The organism is Stutzerimonas stutzeri, from assembly GCF_024448895.1.
GTDB lineage: Bacteria > Pseudomonadota > Gammaproteobacteria > Pseudomonadales > Pseudomonadaceae > Stutzerimonas > Stutzerimonas stutzeri_Q.
Map to the genome: position 1 here is coordinate 46943 of NZ_JAMOIC010000016.1, position 16896 is coordinate 63838.

The window sequence follows — 16896 nt, forward strand, 5'->3', positions numbered from 1 at the left end:
TCCTCTTTGCGAGCGGAGCGCGACTGCTTATGGTTCACGCTCATTTTCAGGCGAACCCAGTTCATGTCCGAGGCGAACACTTCTTCTGCCGGCTCCGTGCGACGCTGGCTGGTCATTGGCGGCTTAATTATTGTGGCTGTGCTGCTGGTCTGGTGGCTGTGGCCGACAACAACCGATAAGCCTCAGCAACCTGGAGGCGGCAGAGGCGCATTTGGCGGCCCGACGCCCGTACGGGTCGCGACAGTCGAGCAGGGCGTATTCGAGGTTTACGCCAAGGCGCTCGGCACCGTTACGCCACTCAACACCGTAAATGTGCGTAGCCGCGTCGCGGGCGAACTGATGGAGATACGTTTCGATGAAGGCCAGCGGGTGAAGGCTGGTGATTTACTCGCCGTCATCGACCCCCGACCCTACAAAGTGGCGTTGCAACAGGCCGAGGGTACGCTACAGCAGAACCGCGCCCTGTTGCAGAACGCGCAGGTCGACCTCAAGCGCTATCAAGGATTGTTCGCCGATGACAGCATCGCCAAGCAGACCCTCGATACCCAGCAGGCGCTGGTGAACCAGTACCAGGGCACGCTTGCCGCCAACCAGGCCGCGGTAAACGAGGCCAAGCTGAATCTGCAGTTCACTGAGATCCGCGCACCTATCGATGGACGCGTCGGGCTGCGCCAGCTGGATCAGGGCAACCTTGTCGCTGCCAATGACACCACCCCTCTTGTCGTCATCACCCAGACCCAGCCAATGGCTATTAGCTTCACGCTGCCGGAAAGCGATCTGCCGCCTGTCATTGCACGTTTCCGTAAGGGCGATGAGCTAGCGGCGTACGCCTGGGATCGGGGTGAGCGCGCGATGCTCGGTGAGGGCGTTCTGGAAAGCTTCGACAACCTGATCGATGCCACCACCGGGACGTTGAAAATGAAGGCCCGTTTCGATAACGAGGCGGAACTGCTGATCCCAAACCAGTTCGTCAATGTTCGATTGCGCGTTGAGACGCTCGAAGACGCCGTCCTGATCCCCGCTGCAGCGCTACAGTTCGGCTCGCGCGGCAACTATGCCTACGTAGTTGGCGAGGATTCCAAAGTCGAACTGCGGGTACTTGAAGTCGGCCCGAGCAACGGTGAACAAGCCGTTATCACCAAGGGTTTGAGCGTTGGTGAACGAATCGTCATGGAGGGCACGGATCGCCTTCGGGACGGTAGTGAAGTGGAGGTGGTGGACCCGCAGAAACTCGCCGAAGAAGCGGCTGAGAGTCCCAAGGTCGCGCCACAAGGTCGCGGGGAGCGTCCCGCGCAATGAACATGTCGCGGCTGTTCATTCTCCGGCCGGTGGCAACCACCCTGACGATGATCGCAATCCTGCTGGCGGGCCTCATTGCCTATCGCATGCTGCCGGTCTCTGCGTTGCCGCAGGTCGATTACCCCACCATCCGGGTGATGACGCTATATCCCGGCGCGAGCCCCGAGGTCATGACCAGCGCGGTGACCGCGCCGCTTGAACGACAGTTTGGCCAGATGCCGGGGCTGACCCAGATGTCCTCGACCAGCTCGGGGGGCGCCTCGGTGATCACCCTGCGTTTTTCGCTCGATGTCGAATTGGATGTCGCCGAGCAGGAAGTGCAAGCCGCGATCAATGCCGGCAGCAATCTACTTCCAAATGATCTTCCGGCACCGCCGGTGTACAACAAGGTCAACCCAGCCGATACGCCCGTGATGACACTGGCCGTGACATCCGAAAGCCTTGCACTGCCTGAACTGCATGATCTGGTGGACACTCGGATGGCGCAGAAGCTGGCGCAAATCAGTGGCGTCGGCATGGTCAGCATCGCGGGCGGTCAACGACCGGCCGTGCGCATTCGCATCAACCCGGAAGCGCTTGCGTCGTATGGTTTGTCGCTCGCAGATGTACGCACCCTGGTTACCAGTTCCAACGTCAACCAGCCCAAAGGCAACTTCGACGGCCCGACTCGCGTCTCGATGCTCGATGCCAACGACCAGCTGAAAACGCCCGAGGAATACGCTGAACTCATCCTGGCCTACGAGGATGGCGCGACCCTGCGCCTGAAGGACGTGGCTGAGATCGTCGACGGCGCGGAGAACGAGCGACTCGCTGCCTGGGCCAACGAAAGCCAGGCCGTGTTGCTGAACATCCAGCGCCAGCCGGGCGCCAATGTGATCGAAGTGGTCGAGCGCATTCAGGCGCTGCTGCCTGAGGTGACCGCCAGCATGCCCACCGGCCTGGACGTGGTGGTGCTCACCGATCGTACCCAGACAATACGTGCGGCCATTACCGACGTTCAGCACGAATTGCTGTTGGCGACCTTTCTTGTCGTGATGGTCACCTTCGTCTTCCTCAAGCGACTCTCTGCGACGATCATCCCCTCCATCGCCGTGCCGCTGTCGCTGATTGGCACCTTTGCCGTGATGCATCTGGCTGGGTTCTCGCTGAACAACCTCACGCTGATGGCGTTGACCATCGCTACCGGCTTTGTGGTCGACGATGCGATTGTCATGCTCGAGAACATTGCGCGCCATGTGGAGGAGGGCGAGACCCCGCTACAGGCCGCACTCAAGGGTGCAAAGCAGATCGGCTTCACCTTGATCTCGCTGACGCTGTCGCTGATCGCCGTATTGATCCCGCTGCTCTTCATGCAGGACGTGGTGGGCCGTTTGTTCCGCGAATTCGCTATCACTCTGGCGGTCGCGATTCTCATCTCGTTGGTCGTGTCCCTGACACTGACTCCGATGATGTGCGCCAAATTGCTCAAGCCAGCCACGCTGGAAAAATCCAAGCCGGACTGGGTCGAGCGGCTGATCGGTGGCTATGCACGCTGGCTGACCTGGGTATTGCGACACCAGACGCTGACCCTCCTGGTCGCCGTTCTTACGCTGGGTCTGACGGTCGTTTTGTACCTCGCCGTACCGAAGGGCTTCTTCCCTGTGCAGGATACCGGTGTGATTCAGGGCATCAGTGAAGCGCCTCAGGCGATCTCATTCCGGGCCATGAGTGAGCGTCAGCAGTCCTTGTCCCGCGTGATCCTCGCTGATCCTGCCGTTGAAAGCCTGTCGTCCTATATAGGCGTGGATGGTGACAACGTGACCCTCAACAGCGGGCGGATGCTAATCAACCTCAAAGCCCATGGTGAACGTGACGTCACTGCCAGCCAGGTCATCGACCGCCTGCGGCCTGAGCTGGCGAAGCTGCCTGGCATCGAATTGTTCATGCAGCCGGTGCAGGACCTTTCCATCGAGGATCGGGTCAGCCGCACGCAATTCCAGTTCAGCCTCGAGTCACCGAATGGCGCGCTGCTTCAGGAATGGGCGCCGAGGCTGGTCTCCGCACTTCGCGAGCGACCGGAGCTGACTGATGTGGCCAGTGACCTGCAGAGCAATGGGCTGCAGATCTACCTCGATATCGATCGTGATGCGGCGGCTCGGCTGGGTATCCAGATATCGGCCATTACCGACGCGCTGTATGACGCGTTCGGCCAGCGCCAGATTTCGACCATCTTTACCCAGGCCAGCCAGTACCGGGTGGTGATCGAGGCAGACGCAGGCAGCCGTCTGGGACCGCAGGCGCTGGAACAGTTGTTCGTGCAGAGCGAGGGTGGAACGCCGGTGCGACTGTCGAGCCTGGCGACACTTGAACAGCGCAACGCACCGCTATTGATCAATCACATCGGTCAGTTTCCGGCGGTCACGCTCTCATTCAACCTTGCCGACGGTGTTTCGCTGGGCAAGGCGGTTGAGGTCATCGAAGGCGTCGAAGCGGAGATCGGGCTGCCAGCCGGCATCCAGAGCCGATTCCAGGGCGCCGCTGAAGCGTTTCGCGCGTCGCTGTCTAGCACCTTGCTGCTGATCCTGGCGGCAGTGGTGACCATGTATATCGTCCTTGGGGTGCTCTACGAGAGCTATATCCATCCGATAACAATTCTGTCGACCTTGCCGTCGGCAGCGGTGGGTGCGCTTTTGGCCCTGCTGCTGACTGGAAACGATCTGGGCCTGATTGCCATCATCGGCATCATCCTGCTGATCGGCATCGTCAAGAAGAACGCGATCATGATGATCGACTTCGCGCTGGAGGCTGAGCGGCATCAGGGTATGAGCCCTCACGACGCGATCTACCGAGCGGCGTTGTTGCGCTTCCGTCCGATTCTCATGACCACCCTGGCCGCGCTGTTCGGCGCCGTGCCGCTGATGCTGGCGTCAGGTTCCGGGGCCGAGCTGCGCCAGCCGCTAGGGCTGGTACTGGTCGGTGGGTTGTTGCTCAGCCAGTTGCTGACCTTGTTCACCACGCCAGTCATCTACCTGTTCTTTGATCGGCTCGGGCAGCGGTTTGCCGGCAAGAGTCGCGTAGGGCAGGAGGCCGAAGTATGAGCCTTGACCCTGGAGCCTGGAGCGGCAAGAGAAAAGCAGAGCATTCTGTAACCTGTAATAGGGCTCATGTTCTTCTGCCCGGCCAGCTGCGATCCGCCTGCAGCGTTCAGCTTGCGGCTTGCGGCTTCTCGCTATGAACCTGTCCGCTCCGTTCATCGCCCGTCCTGTCGCGACCATGCTGCTGAGCCTGGCGATCCTGATCCTGGGCGGCGTCAGCTTTGGGATGCTGCCGGTTTCGCCTTTGCCGAATATGGATTTCCCGGTTATCACCGTGCAGGCTAGCCTGCCTGGGGCGAGCCCCGAAATCATGGCCTCCAGCGTCGCCACGCCGCTGGAGCGATCACTGGGCAGCATCGCTGGCGTCAGCCAAATGAGTAGCCGGAGCAGTCAGGGCCAGACGCGCATCGTCATTCAGTTCGATCTGAATCGAGAGATCAACGGCGCCGCCCGTGACGTCCAGGCTGCGATCAATGCTTCACGTAACCTGCTTCCCAGCGGCATGCGCAGCATGCCGACCTATCGCAAGATCAATCCCGCGCAGGCACCGATCATGGTGCTGTCGCTGACGTCTGAAGTGCTCGACAAGGGGCAGCTCTACGACATCGCTTCAACGGTTCTGGCTCAGAAACTGTCCCAGGTGTCCGGGGTGGGCGAAGTACAGGTCGGGGGCAGTTCATTGCCAGCGGTGCGGGTCGAGCTGCAACCGAAACAGCTGGAACAGTACGGCGTGTCGCTGGACGAGGTCCGCCAGACCATCGCAGGTGCCAACGTCCGGCGGCCAAAGGGAATGGTCGAAGACGACAATCGGCATTGGCAGGTGCAGGCCAATGATCAGTTGCACGAGGCGGCGGACTACCTTCCGTTGATCATCCGCTATCAGGATGGCGCCGCGCTGCGTCTGAGTGACGTGGCCAAGGTCAAGGACGGCGTGGAAGATCGCTACAACGACGGCTTCTTCAACAATGAACGGGCCGTCCTGCTGGTGATAAACCGCCAGGCCGGCGCCAATATCATCGAAACCATCGAGGGGATCCGCAACGAGCTGCCGGCGCTGCAGGCCATCGTGCTGGGCAGCGTCAATATGGCGGTGGCGATGGATCGCTCGCCGGTGATTCGCGCCACCTTGCACGAGGCTGAGCGAACGCTGCTGATTGCTGTGGGGCTGGTGATCATTCTGGTGTTCCTGTTCCTCGGTAAATTGCGAACCGCGCTGATTCCGGCGCTGGCAGTGCCGGTATCGCTGGTTGGCACATTCGCCGTGATGTACCTGTTCGGCTTCTCCCTCAATGTACTGTCGTTGATGGCGTTGATCCTGGCTGCGGGTCTGGTGGTGGACGACGCCATCGTGGTGCTGGAGAACATCGCACGGCACATCGACGACGGTGTGCCGCCGATGCGGGCCGCGTATATCGGCACACGAGAGGTCGGCTTCACGCTGTTATCGATGAACCTCTCGCTGGTGGTGGTATTCGTCTCGATCCTGTTCATGGGCGGCATCGTCGAGCGGCTGTTTCGCGAGTTCTCCATCACCTTGGCGGCGGCCATTCTCGTTTCGCTGCTGGTTTCGCTGACCCTGACACCCATGCTTTGCGCGCGCTGGCTCAAACCGCATCAGCCTGAACGCGACGGCCGCTTGCACCGCTGGAGTCACGACGCCCACCAATGGCTGCTGCGCCACTACGACAGGTCGCTGGGATGGGCGCTGCGCCACCATCGGATCACATTGTTCACGCTGCTGGCGACCATCGGGCTGAACGTCTTTCTCTATATTGAGGTGCCCAAGACCTTCCTTCCCCAGCAGGACACCGGCCAGCTGACCGGCTTTATCCGCGGCGATGACGGACTGTCCTTCCAAGTGATGCAGCCGAAAATGGAAACCTATCGCAAGGCGGTGCTGGCCGACCCGGCGGTGGAAAGCGTGGCAGGTTTCATCGGTGGGCAAGGCGGCATCAACAATGCCTTCATGATCGTGCGGCTCAAGCCGTTGTCGGAGCGCGATATCTCCGCACAAAAGGTGATCGAGCGAATCCGCGAGAATCAGCCGAAGGTGCCTGGCGGGCGTATGTTCCTCATGGCTGATCAGGATCTGCAGTTTGGTGGCGGCCGGCAGAGCAGCTCAGCCTATTCCTACAATCTGCTTGCCAGTGATCTGGCCGACCTGCGCGTATGGGTGCCGCAGGTCACCCGCGCGTTGATGGCCTTGCCGGAGCTAACCAGCATTGACGCCAACGAAGGAGAGGGCGCCCAACAGATCAGCCTCAAGATCGATCGTGATGCTGCCAAGCGGCTCGGCATTGATATGAGCACCGTGACCACGCTCCTCAACAACGCCTTCAGCCAGCGGCAGATCTCGACGATTTACGAATCGCTCAACCAGTACCGCGTGGTTATGGAGATCGACCCGAGCTACGCCCAGCACCCGGAAGTGCTCGAGCAGATCCAGGTGATCACCAGCGACGGTCGCCGAGTTCCGCTTGCAGCATTCGCCAGTTACGAGCGAAGCCTTGAGGAGGATCGTGTCAGCCACGACGGCCAATTCGCCGCAGAGAGCATCGACTTCGACCTGGCGCCCGACGTGAGCCTGGAAGAGGCGACACGGGCGATCGAGCGCGCGGTTGCGGCTATCGGGCTGCCAAGCGAGGTACAAGGAAAACTTGGCGGCACCGGTGACGTTTTTCAGTCGACTCAGGAAAGCCAGCCGTTGATGATCCTGGGCGCACTGCTGCTGGTGTACATCGTGTTGGGCGTCCTTTACGAGAGCTACATACACCCGCTGACGATCCTCTCGACGCTGCCGTCTGCCGGAGTCGGCGCGCTTCTGACGATCATTCTGATGCGCGAGCAGTTCAGCCTGATTTCACTGCTGGGGCTGTTTCTGCTGATCGGGGTGGTCAAGAAGAATGCCATCCTGATGATCGACCTGGCGTTGCAGTTCGAGCGAAACGATGGCCTGTCTCCCGCCGAGTCGATTCGTCGGGCCTGCCTGTTGCGTTTTCGCCCGATTCTGATGACCACGATGGCTGCCATTCTCGGTGCTATGCCGTTGCTGATGGGGGGCGCAGAAGGCGCTGAAATGCGCCAGCCACTCGGCTTGACCATCATCGGAGGCCTGGTCCTGAGCCAGATCCTCACGCTTTACACCACGCCTGTGGTCTATCTGTATCTGGACCGTGCGCGTCATCGTTTCAACAGCTGGCGCGGTGTACGCACTGACGCCGCCCTGGAAAATCCGCTATGAGTTCGACGTCCCTGAATCATTCGCTGCGCCCAATGACCCTGGTTGCCATGGCGCTCACATTGAGCGCTTGCACACTTGGCCCGGACTATCAGCGGCCTGAAGTGCCGATTGCCGCTGAGTTCAAGCAGGCTGAAGGCTGGAAAGTCGCAGCACCTGCCGACTCACTTCAGCGTGGCGAGTGGTGGACGCTGTACGGTGACGCCGAGTTGAATGCGCTGGTGGGGCGGCTGAATGTCTCCAACCAGAATCTGGCGGCGGCCGAAGCGCAGTATCGCCAGGCTCGCGCACTGGTTCGCGGCGCTCGCTCACAGCAGTTCCCAACGATCGGCGGCAGTGCCGGTGTCACTCGCGGCGGGCAGGGCACCTCAAGCAGCCCGACGGTGCAGAGTCAAAGCAGCGGCAGTGGTGTAAGCGAGAGCTACAGTGTCGGGTTGGATGCCTCCTGGGAGCTGGATATATGGGGCCGGCTGCGGCGTAACCTCGAAGCCAATCAGGCGAACATGCAAGCCAGTGCGGCCGACTTGGCAGCCGTGCGGCTGAGCCTGCAATCCGAGCTGGTGCAAACCTATCTGCAGCTGCGGGTGCTGGACGAGCAGCAGCGGCTGCTGGACCAGACGGTAGAAGCGTTCGCTCGCTCGCTTCGCTTGACGGAGAACCAGTATCGCGCCGGCATTGTGCCCAAATCCGACGCGACGCAGGCGCTCACCCAGCTCAGAAGTACCGAGGCGCAGGCCATTGATCTGCGATGGCAGCGCGCGCAGCTGGAACACGCCATTGCGGTGCTGATCGGAGTGCCGCCATCAGAACTGGACATTGCCGAGCGCAGCGATATTCCAGCGCTTCCTCAGGTGCCGTTGGCCCTGCCTTCCCAATTGCTTGAACGGCGCCCTGACATTGCATCGGCTGAGCGTCAGGTCAGCGCTGCCAATGCACAGATCGGCGTGGCGGAAGCGGCCTGGTACCCGGACCTGACCCTGAGTGCCAGCGGGGGGTATCGCAATAGCAGCTTCAGCAATCTGATCAGCGTCCCCAACCGCTTTTGGTCGCTTGGCCCGCAGCTGGCAATGACCTTGTTGGACTTCGGCGGGAGACGAGCGAGCCTTGAGCAGGCTGAAGCCAGCTACGATCAGACCGTTGCCAATTATCGCCAGACCGTGCTCAACAGCTTCCGCGAGGTCGAAGACAATCTGGTCCAATTGCGCGTGCTTGCCGACGAGGCGGTCGTGCAGCAACAGGCGCTGGAAGCGGCACAGGAGTCGTTGCGACTGATCGAAAACCAGTACCGCGCCGGAACCGTCGACTTCCTCAGTGTTGCCACTGTGCAGACGACCACGCTCAACAACGAGCGCACCAATCTCACGTTGCTAGGCGACCGACTGGCCGCCAGCGTGCAACTGATTGCGGCGCTGGGTGGCGGCTGGGACGAGGAAGCGCTGCAGACTGAACCGGTGATGTCGACCGAGCGATGAGCAGTTTTTTGCAGCCGATAGCTGATCGCTAAACCTCGGGTCGGCGTTCACCAATATGTCTGCACAGCGTGTCTAGCAGCAAGAACATGGATAGCGGTGCGGCAACGAATACTCCAGGGATCATCAGGAAAAGGCCGTGCCCGATCAGCGCGGTCATATCTGTTCCGCCTGCGCTGCAGCCGTGCAGATTTTTCATCCCGCCCAGGCAGTCGAATCGAGTAGCAGCGAGCATTCCGATTTGCGAGCCAATCCAGGTATAGGCAGCGGATAGCGCCGAGAGCAGGTAACGAAGTGGCCATGCCAGCGTGAGGCGGCGACTCGACAGCAATACCGGCGGCAAAATCATCACCAGCACGAGTAACGCAATCAACATGGCGTGATGGGCTCGTTATACAACTGAATGAAAAAACCGCGGTGCATGCTGGGCATGGACCGCGGCTGGTTTGTTCGAGGTTCAGCGTTTACTGGCGCTGTTTGCGGTTGACCGTTTGAGCTGCCTTGATGATGTCCGCACCGATTGCAGGTTCGAATTCCTTCCACACCGGGCGCATGGCTTCACGCCAGGCTTCGCGCTGTTCGGGAGTGAGCTCGATAATTTCGGAGGTGCCGGACTTGCGGATGCGTTCGCGATCTCCCTGGTTGGCTTCTTCTGCAGCGCGGTTCACTTCGAAGGTCACCTCGTCGATGATGCCTTCAAGCTGTGTGCGAATCTGGTGGGGGATGGCGAACCAGAACGTGGTGTTACTCACCAGCATGTAGTCCAGCACGCCATGGTTCGACTCAGTGATGTAAGGCTGAACCGTGTGCATTTTCTTGCTGTAGATGTTCGACCAGGGGTTTTCCGCGCCTTGCACAGTTCCGTTTTGCAGTGCACCGAATGTTTCCGCGAACGCTATTTTCTTGGTCGTTGCTCCAACTTGGGCGAACTGTGACTCCAGTACACCAGAGGGTTGAATACGGAACGAGAGGCCGTTTGCGTCGCTTGGCATCCGCAGTGGCTTGGTGGATGAAAGTTGCTTCATCCCATTGTGCCAATAGGCCAGGCCGGTGATGCCCTGCTTCTCCATTGAAAGCAGCAGCTGCCTACCCTTAGCGCGTTTCTGGAAGCGGTCGACGGATGCCAGGTCGTCGAACAGAAAGGGCAGGTCGAATACTTGAAGTTGCTTGGTGTATTGCTCGAATTTCGCCAGCGACGGTGCCAGCAGCTGCACCTCATTCTTGGCCAGTGCCTCCAGCTCGTTGGCGTCGCCGAACAGCGTGGAGTTGGGATAGACCTCGACGGTCACTTGCCCGGGTAGGCGCTGCTCGACCAATTGCTTGAACAGCAGCGCGCCCTTGCCTTTGGGGGTGTCTTCGGCGACCACGTGGGAGAACTTGATGACAATCGGTTCCGCCTCGGCAGCGGTTGCAGCCAATGCCAGCACGAGGCCGGCAAAGGTGATGATCGGCTTGATCATTGAAGGGCTCTTTGTTCTTGGTTGGTTGGCATGACATCCGGCGACCGGATGCGAATGAGCTTTCCGGACCGTTATGCCAAATAACCCAAACCACAAGAAGCGCTTTCTCGCAAAATTCACAATCGAAAGAGCGATAGCGGGCATGCGTCACACTTTGCCCGCTACAGCCGTACCCTGCCTTGAACTTCGAAGTGGCGGACTAGAGCGATCAGCGTTAGCCAGTCGTGAGCTGCCAGCCTCCGCCCAGCGCTTTGTAAAGCGCAACGATGCCCCGGTACAGCTCAACCTCTGCCTGGGCTTGCGCGTCCTCCGCGGCTAGGCGCTCACGCTCGGCATCCAGCAAGACGAGAAAGTCCACGGTGCCTTCGCGATAGCGGATCTCTGCCTGTTCGGCGGCGGCTCGGCTGGCGCTTGACTGACGCAGCAGGGACAGCAAGCGTTCCTGAGCCCGGGCGTAGTCGCTAAAAGCGTTCTCGGATTCCTCGAGTGCCAGAAGGACCTGCTGCTCGTAGCTCGCCAGCGCGCCGTCCGCATCTGCTTCGGCACCGCGTAAGCGAGCCCGAACGCTCCCCATGTCGAACGCCGCCCAGGTGATGCTTGGCGCCACGCCCCATGCCTGCGCGGCGCTGGACCCGATTTGCGAACCGCGGCCGGCTATGAAGCCAAGGAAGCCAGACAGATTTACCCGCGGAAACAGGTCGGCCGTCGCCACGCCGACATTGGCTGTTGCCGCGGCCAGTTGCCGCTCCGCTGCAAGGATGTCCGGGCGACGACGCAGCAGTTCGCCGGGATCCCCTATGGGCAATGCCTTGGCAATGGCCGGCAGCTCACGGGGCGACAGGTCGACACTGAGCTGGTCGGCGCGCTGGCCGAGCAGGGTGGCGATGCGGTTACGCGAGCGGGTCTGCTGCGCCTGGAGCAACGGCAGACTGGCCTCGGTAGACGCAAGACGCGCATCGGCGCGCAGTACATCCAGCTCGCTACCGACTCCGGCTTCGCGCAGATGCTCGGTCAATTGACGCGAATCAAGCTGGTTCTCCAGGTTTTCCCGTGCGATGCGCTCGCGCAGCTGTGCGCCACGGAGTTGGCCGTACGCATCCACCAGCTCGGCGATGATGCTCACCTGCAGCTGGTAAAGCTCGGCTTCCACTGCATCGCTCTGGGCTTCGCTGGCTTCGATTCGACGCTGGATACGTCCAAACAGATCAAGCTCCCAAACCATGTCGAGGCCCAGATCGTAGCGTTCGCTGTTGACACGCTCCTCACCGAAGCCAGGCTGTTGCGCCTTGCCGATATCCGCACTGGCGCCCGCGGTTACGGTGGGGAAGCGATCGTTGGCGTCATCGTCGCGAATCGAGCGAGCCGCACGCAATCGCGCGAAGGCTATGCGTAGCTCGCGGTTTTCCGACAGCGCTTCGCCAACCAGCGCATCGAGCGTCGGATCCTCGAACTGTCGCCACCATGCAGCCTCGAAGCGCGACCGGTCGAAAGGTGCCGACGCGGCCTGATCGATTTCGGCTGGGGCCGTCTCGGGCGTCCGATAATCCGGCCCTACGGCACAGGCGCTCAGCGCGAGAAAGGCTGCGAGCAACAGCGGTGTGGTGATCAAGTCCTTCATGCATGTGCCTCCTTAAGTACAGCCTTTTTCTCTTCGCGCTTTTCGACGTAGGCGCGAATGACCAGGTAGAACACCGGTGTCAGCAGCAGCCCGAAGAAGGTCACGCCGAGCATCCCGCTAAACACCGCAACACCCATGGCGTGGCGCATCTCGGCACCGGCCCCGGAGGAGAGCACCAGCGGCACCACACCCATGATGAAGGCGAAGCTGGTCATCAGGATCGGGCGCAACCGCAGACGGCAGGCCTCAAGAACCGCGGACAGCCGGTCCATTCCTTCTTCCTGTTTATCCTTGGCGAACTCGACGATGAGGATGGCGTTCTTGCATGCCAGGCCGACGAGCACGATCAGGCCGATCTGCGTGAAGACGTTGTTATCGCCACCCGACAGGATTACCCCGACGATTGCCGAGAGCAGCGTCATCGGAACGATCAGGATGACCGCCAGCGGCAGGCTCCAGCTTTCGTATTGCGCGGCCAGTACCAGGAAGGCCAGCAGCACGCAGAGCGGGAAGACGAACATCGCGGTGTTGCCAGCCAGGATCTGCTGGTAGGTCAGCTCGGTCCATTCGTAGCTCATGCCGTTGGGCAACTCGGCCTTGAGCAGACGCTCCATGGCATCTTCCGCTTCGCCCGAGCTGTAGCCCGATGCCGCCGCGCCATTGATCTCGGCGGTCAGGAAGCCGTTGTAGTGCATCACCCGGTCCGGGCCGGCACTGTCGCTGACCTTGACGAAGGTCGACAGCGGCACCATTTCGCCTCTGTTGTTGCGTACCTTCAGTTGACCAATCTGGTCAGGGGTCAGGCGAAACTTCTGCTCAGCCTGGACGTTGACCTGATAGGTACGGCCGAAGCGGTTGAAGTCATTGGCGTACAGCGAGCCGAGGTAGACCTGCATGGTGTCGAAGATCTGGTCGATAGGTACGCCATGGGTCTTGGCCTTTTCCCGGTCGATGTCGGCATCGATCTGCGGCACGTTTACCTGATAGCTGGTGAACAGCCCGGCCAACTCGGGATAGTCGGCGCTCTTGGCGATAACGTTCTGCACCTGCGTGTACAGCTCTTCATAGCCGAGGTTGCCACGATCCTGCACCTGCACCCGGAAACCACCGATGGTGCCCAGCCCCTGAACCGGCGGCGGCGGGAAGATAGCGAGGTAGGCTTCCTGAATGCCTGAGAACTGACCGTTGAGCTCACCGGCGATGGCGCCTGCGGACATGTTCTCTTCCGTGCGCTGGCCAAAGTCTTTCAGGGCGACGAAGACGATGCCGCTGTTCGGACTGTTGGTGAAGCCGTTGATCGACAGCCCGGGGAAGGCGATGGTGTTTTCGACGCCCGGGTGCTTGCCAGCGATTTCTGACATTTGCTTGATGACGTCTTCCGTACGGTCCAGCGTCGCGGCGTCAGGCAGTTGCGCAAAGGCCACCAGGTACTGCTTGTCCTGCGCTGGCACGAAACCGGTTGGTGTGCTGGCGAAGCCCATGTAGCCGAGCCCGACCAGCCCCACATAGACCACCAGTGCAATGCCGCTGCCGCGCAGAATGCGTTTGACCGCCCCGACGTAACCGTGACTGGCGCGCTCGAACACGCGGTTGAAGGGTGCGAACAACCAGCCACCGAACAGCTTGTCCAGCAGACGGGAGAATCCGTCTTTTGGCGCGTCGTGAGCACGTAGCAGCACGGCTGCCAGGGCTGGCGAAAGGGTCAGCGAGTTGAACGCCGAGATCACCGTGGAGATCGCGATGGTCAACGCGAACTGCTGATAGAACTGCCCGGTGAGACCTGAAATGAATGCGGTTGGGATGAATACCGCGCACAGGACCAGTGCCGTCGCGATGATCGGTCCGGTCACTTCCTTCATCGCCTGCTTGGTGGCTTCGACTGGGGATTTGCCAAGCCCGATATTTCTTTCGACGTTCTCCACCACGACGATGGCGTCGTCCACCACGATGCCAATCGCCAGGACCAGGCCAAACAGCGACAGCGCATTGAGCGAGAAGCCGAGCATGTGCATCACGGCGAATGTTCCGATCAGCGAAACCGGTACGGCAGCCAGCGGGATGATCGATGCGCGCCAGGTTTGCAGGAACAGGATCACGACCAATACAACGAGAACGATGGCTTCGAGCAGCGTATGCACCACGGCCTCGATGGAGCCGCGCACGAAGATGGTCGGGTCGTAGACGATTTCGTAGTCCACGCCTTCGGGAAAGTCCTTCTTCAGTTCGGCCATGCGGGCGCGCACCGAATCGGAAATCTCGATGGCATTCGAGCCAGGGCGTTGGAACACCGGAATGGCAACAGCGGGTTGATTGTTGAGCAGCGAGCGCAGGGCGTACTGGCTGGAGCCAAGCTCGATGCGGGCGATATCGCGCAGTCGAGTGATCGAACCGTCTTCACCAGCGCGGACGATGATGTTCTCGAACTCTTCCTCGGTAACCAGACGGCCCTGGGTGTTGATCGAGAGCTGGAAGTCAGTCGCGCCCGGCGCTGGCGGTGCACCCAGCGAACCGGCTGCTACCTGGCGGTTCTGCTCGCGGATCGCATTGACCACGTCCGAGGCAGTGAGATTGCGCGAAGCCACCTTGTTCGGGTCGAGCCATACGCGCAGGGAGTAATCACCCATGCCGAACAGTTGTACGTCACCGATGCCGTCCAGTCGCGCCAGTTCGTCTTTGACGTTGAGCGCTGCATAGTTGGACAGGTAGAGCATGTCGTAACGCTCGTCGGGCGACGTCAGGTGCACCACCATGGTGAGGTCTGGCGAGGCCTTGTCGACCGTCACACCCAGTCGCTGCACTTCGGTCGGCAGCGTCGGCTGGGTGCGCGTCACGCGGTTCTGTACCTGCACCTGGGCGTTGTCCAGATCGGTACCCAGCGCGAAGGTGATGGTCAGGGTCAGCTTGCCGTCGGCAGTGGCTTGGGACGACATATAAAGCATGCCTTCTACGCCGGTGATCGCCTGCTCGAGCGGTGAGGCCACTGTTTCACCGATGACCTTGGGGTTGGCGCCGGGGAAGTTGGCGCGGACCACCACGGTCGGCGGTACTACTTCCGGGTATTCACTGATCGGCAGCTGGAAGAGCGAGATCGCGCCGCCGATGAGGATCACCAGAGACAGCACCGCTGCGAAGATCGGCCGCTGGATGAAGAATTGAGAGAAATTCATGACGCACTCCGGGGGAGAGGGCGCGCATGACGCGCCCTGACGGAATCGGTTTTATGGGTATGCGCCGTGGCGCAGGCTTAGCGGGCTACAGCGGTGCTCAGCTGCTCGGGCGACGGGTCACGCTGCGGTCGACGACTTCGGTCTTGAACGCGGCGGTGATGGCGCGCTGTTGTTCTTCGAGGGCCGCAAGGGTGTCGGCGTCTGCCATCGGCACTTGTTGTGGCTCGACTGCTGTGCCAGGGCGAACCCGCTGCAGGCCGTTGACCACGATGGTTTCGCCTTGCTCAAGCCCGTTGCGGACGATGCGCATGCCTTCCAGCTTCGGGCCGAGTTCGATGGAGCGGTAGGCGACCTTGCCATCATCGCCGAGCACCAGGACGAACTTCTTACCGAGGTCGGTTCCGACGGCAACGTCCTTGATCAGCACGGCTTCGTAGGTGGCGCTACCGACCAGTTTCAGGCGAGCGTAGAGACCGGGTGTGAAGCTGCCGTCGCGGTTGTCGAACACAGCGCGGCCCCGAATGGTGCCGGTACGCGGGTCGACATGGTTGTCGATAAAGTCCATGTGACCAAGGTGTGGATGGCCGTCCTCGCTGGAAAGCCCGAGGTAGACCGGCGTTTCAGCGCCGCGAGTGCCATTGCGTGCCAGCTCGCGGTACTTGAGGTAGGTGCGCTCGTCCGCTTCGAAGTAGGCGTAGACCTTATCTGTCGAGACCAGCGTGGTCAGCAAGGCTTCGCCTGCGTTAACCAGGTTGCCTGCGGTGATCAAGGCACTGCCGACGCGACCGTCTATTGGGGCGGTGACGCGGGTGAAGGCCATGTCTAGCTTGGCGGCGTCGAGCTGCGCCTGGATGGCGGCGACTGCAGACTTGGCTTCACTGGCAGCGCTGACCCGGGCATCAGCCAGTTCAGCGGAAATTGCGTTGTTTGCCCTCAGCCGCTCGCCGCGCTGGGCTTCGCTGGCGGTGCGCTGCTCGGTGGCGCGGGCTTGTTGTAGCTCGGCCTGCAGGCGTTTGACCTGAGACTCGAAGGGGCGTGGGTCGATCTGGAACAGCAGATCACCTTTCTTCACCAGTGCGCCCTCATCGAACGCGACCTTGTCGATGAAGCCGGACACACGCGGCCTAATCTCGACCGATTCCGGCGCTTCCAGCCTGCCGGTGAGCTCGTCCCACTCCGTGATCCGTTGTTCGATGACCTCCGCGACGCTGACCGCGGGTGCCGGCATGGCTGCTTCGGTGGCCTCCGGCGCCTGCCCGCATGCGCCGATAAGGGCTGCGGCAACCGCAACCAAAGGGTAACGCAAGGCTTTGAGTGAACGTTCCATGCTTGACTCCGCAAATCGTTTTTTTATCGATGGCGGGAGTGTGCGTGGCAGCCTTGCAATGCAGAAATCGAACGGGGCGAATGTAAATATCATTCGCGCTGATGTTGCATGGTGTTTCATCGATGGTGAGCACGGGATTGCGGTGATTGCGGTGTTGGCTTGGAACCCATGGGCGAATAAATTCGCCCCTACAGATGAGCTTCAGTAATCGCTTCTGAGCTTCATGTAGGGGCGAACTTGTTCG

The 16896-nt window shown here is 60.9% G+C and carries 10 protein-coding genes; 5 read left to right on the forward strand and 5 right to left on the reverse strand.

Annotated features, from left to right (window positions below):
* The first annotated feature begins 63 nt into the window (after nt 1–63).
* The 4 genes from NA619_RS17775 to NA619_RS17790 all read left to right on the forward strand — a co-directional run bounded on the left by NA619_RS17775 (nt 64) and on the right by NA619_RS17790 (nt 9083).
* Nucleotides 64–1299, forward strand: a complete 1236-nt coding sequence (locus NA619_RS17775) for an MdtA/MuxA family multidrug efflux RND transporter periplasmic adaptor subunit (RefSeq protein ID WP_255963140.1) — start codon at nt 64–66, stop codon at nt 1297–1299.
* Entirely contained in the window at nt 1296–4376 is a 3081-nt protein-coding gene (locus NA619_RS17780; protein ID WP_255963141.1) for an MdtB/MuxB family multidrug efflux RND transporter permease subunit, read from the forward strand. The genes NA619_RS17775 and NA619_RS17780 overlap by 4 nt, the downstream gene beginning before the upstream one ends.
* Before the next feature lie 133 nt (nt 4377–4509).
* Nucleotides 4510–7614 (forward strand): efflux RND transporter permease subunit, encoded by a 3105-nt coding sequence (locus tag NA619_RS17785; protein WP_255963144.1) that lies wholly within the window; start codon nt 4510–4512, stop codon nt 7612–7614.
* Nucleotides 7611–9083: an efflux transporter outer membrane subunit gene (locus tag NA619_RS17790; protein WP_272891818.1), complete on the forward strand. Its 1473-nt coding sequence runs from the start codon at nt 7611–7613 to the stop codon at nt 9081–9083. The genes NA619_RS17785 and NA619_RS17790 overlap by 4 nt, the downstream gene beginning before the upstream one ends.
* A gap of 28 nt (nt 9084–9111) precedes the next feature.
* Here NA619_RS17790 and NA619_RS17795 read toward each other — a convergent pair whose 3' ends face one another.
* From NA619_RS17795 to NA619_RS17815, 5 genes are all read right to left on the reverse strand, one after another.
* A complete protein-coding gene (locus NA619_RS17795; protein ID WP_255963145.1) occupies nt 9112–9456 on the reverse strand; it encodes a hypothetical protein in 345 nt (114 codons plus the stop codon).
* A gap of 88 nt (nt 9457–9544) precedes the next feature.
* Nucleotides 9545–10537, reverse strand: a complete 993-nt coding sequence (locus NA619_RS17800; protein WP_336605469.1) for a TRAP transporter substrate-binding protein — start codon at nt 10535–10537, stop codon at nt 9545–9547.
* Nucleotides 10538–10754: 217 nt separating this feature from the next.
* On the reverse strand, nt 10755–12158 hold the full coding sequence (locus NA619_RS17805; RefSeq protein ID WP_255963147.1) for an efflux transporter outer membrane subunit: 1404 nt from the start codon (nt 12156–12158) through the stop codon (nt 10755–10757).
* The gene (locus NA619_RS17810; protein WP_255963148.1) at nt 12155–15325 is read right to left on the reverse strand and encodes an efflux RND transporter permease subunit; all 3171 of its coding nucleotides are present in this window, start codon (nt 15323–15325) and stop codon (nt 12155–12157) included. The genes NA619_RS17805 and NA619_RS17810 overlap by 4 nt, the downstream gene beginning before the upstream one ends.
* A gap of 97 nt (nt 15326–15422) precedes the next feature.
* Nucleotides 15423–16652 carry an efflux RND transporter periplasmic adaptor subunit gene (locus NA619_RS17815; protein ID WP_255963149.1) on the reverse strand — a complete coding sequence of 410 codons (1230 nt, stop codon included), beginning with the start codon at nt 16650–16652 and terminating at the stop codon, nt 15423–15425.
* On the opposite strand from NA619_RS17815, the gene NA619_RS17820 reads away from it, so the two are divergent.
* Nucleotides 16651–16860: a hypothetical protein gene (locus NA619_RS17820; RefSeq protein ID WP_255963150.1), complete on the forward strand. Its 210-nt coding sequence runs from the start codon at nt 16651–16653 to the stop codon at nt 16858–16860. The genes NA619_RS17815 and NA619_RS17820 overlap by 2 nt on opposite strands.
* Nucleotides 16861–16896: the final 36 nt, after the last annotated feature.

What these genes read in the sequence shown, in the direction of transcription:
- NA619_RS17775 (WP_255963140.1), top strand. Translation starts at nt 64, where the DNA reads ATGTCCGAGGCGAACACTTCTTCTGCCGGCTCCGTGCGACGCTGGCTG.
- NA619_RS17780 (WP_255963141.1), top strand. Translation starts at nt 1,296, where the DNA reads ATGAACATGTCGCGGCTGTTCATTCTCCGGCCGGTGGCAACCACCCTG.
- NA619_RS17785 (WP_255963144.1), top strand. Translation starts at nt 4,510, where the DNA reads ATGAACCTGTCCGCTCCGTTCATCGCCCGTCCTGTCGCGACCATGCTG.
- NA619_RS17790 (WP_272891818.1), top strand. Translation starts at nt 7,611, where the DNA reads ATGAGTTCGACGTCCCTGAATCATTCGCTGCGCCCAATGACCCTGGTT.
- NA619_RS17795 (WP_255963145.1), bottom strand. Translation starts at nt 9,456, where the DNA reads ATGTTGATTGCGTTACTCGTGCTGGTGATGATTTTGCCGCCGGTATTG.
- NA619_RS17805 (WP_255963147.1), bottom strand. Translation starts at nt 12,158, where the DNA reads ATGAAGGACTTGATCACCACACCGCTGTTGCTCGCAGCCTTTCTCGCG.
- NA619_RS17810 (WP_255963148.1), bottom strand. Translation starts at nt 15,325, where the DNA reads ATGAATTTCTCTCAATTCTTCATCCAGCGGCCGATCTTCGCAGCGGTG.
- NA619_RS17820 (WP_255963150.1), top strand. Translation starts at nt 16,651, where the DNA reads ATGCTTGACTCCGCAAATCGTTTTTTTATCGATGGCGGGAGTGTGCGT.
- NA619_RS17815 (WP_255963149.1), bottom strand. Translation starts at nt 16,652, where the DNA reads ATGGAACGTTCACTCAAAGCCTTGCGTTACCCTTTGGTTGCGGTTGCC.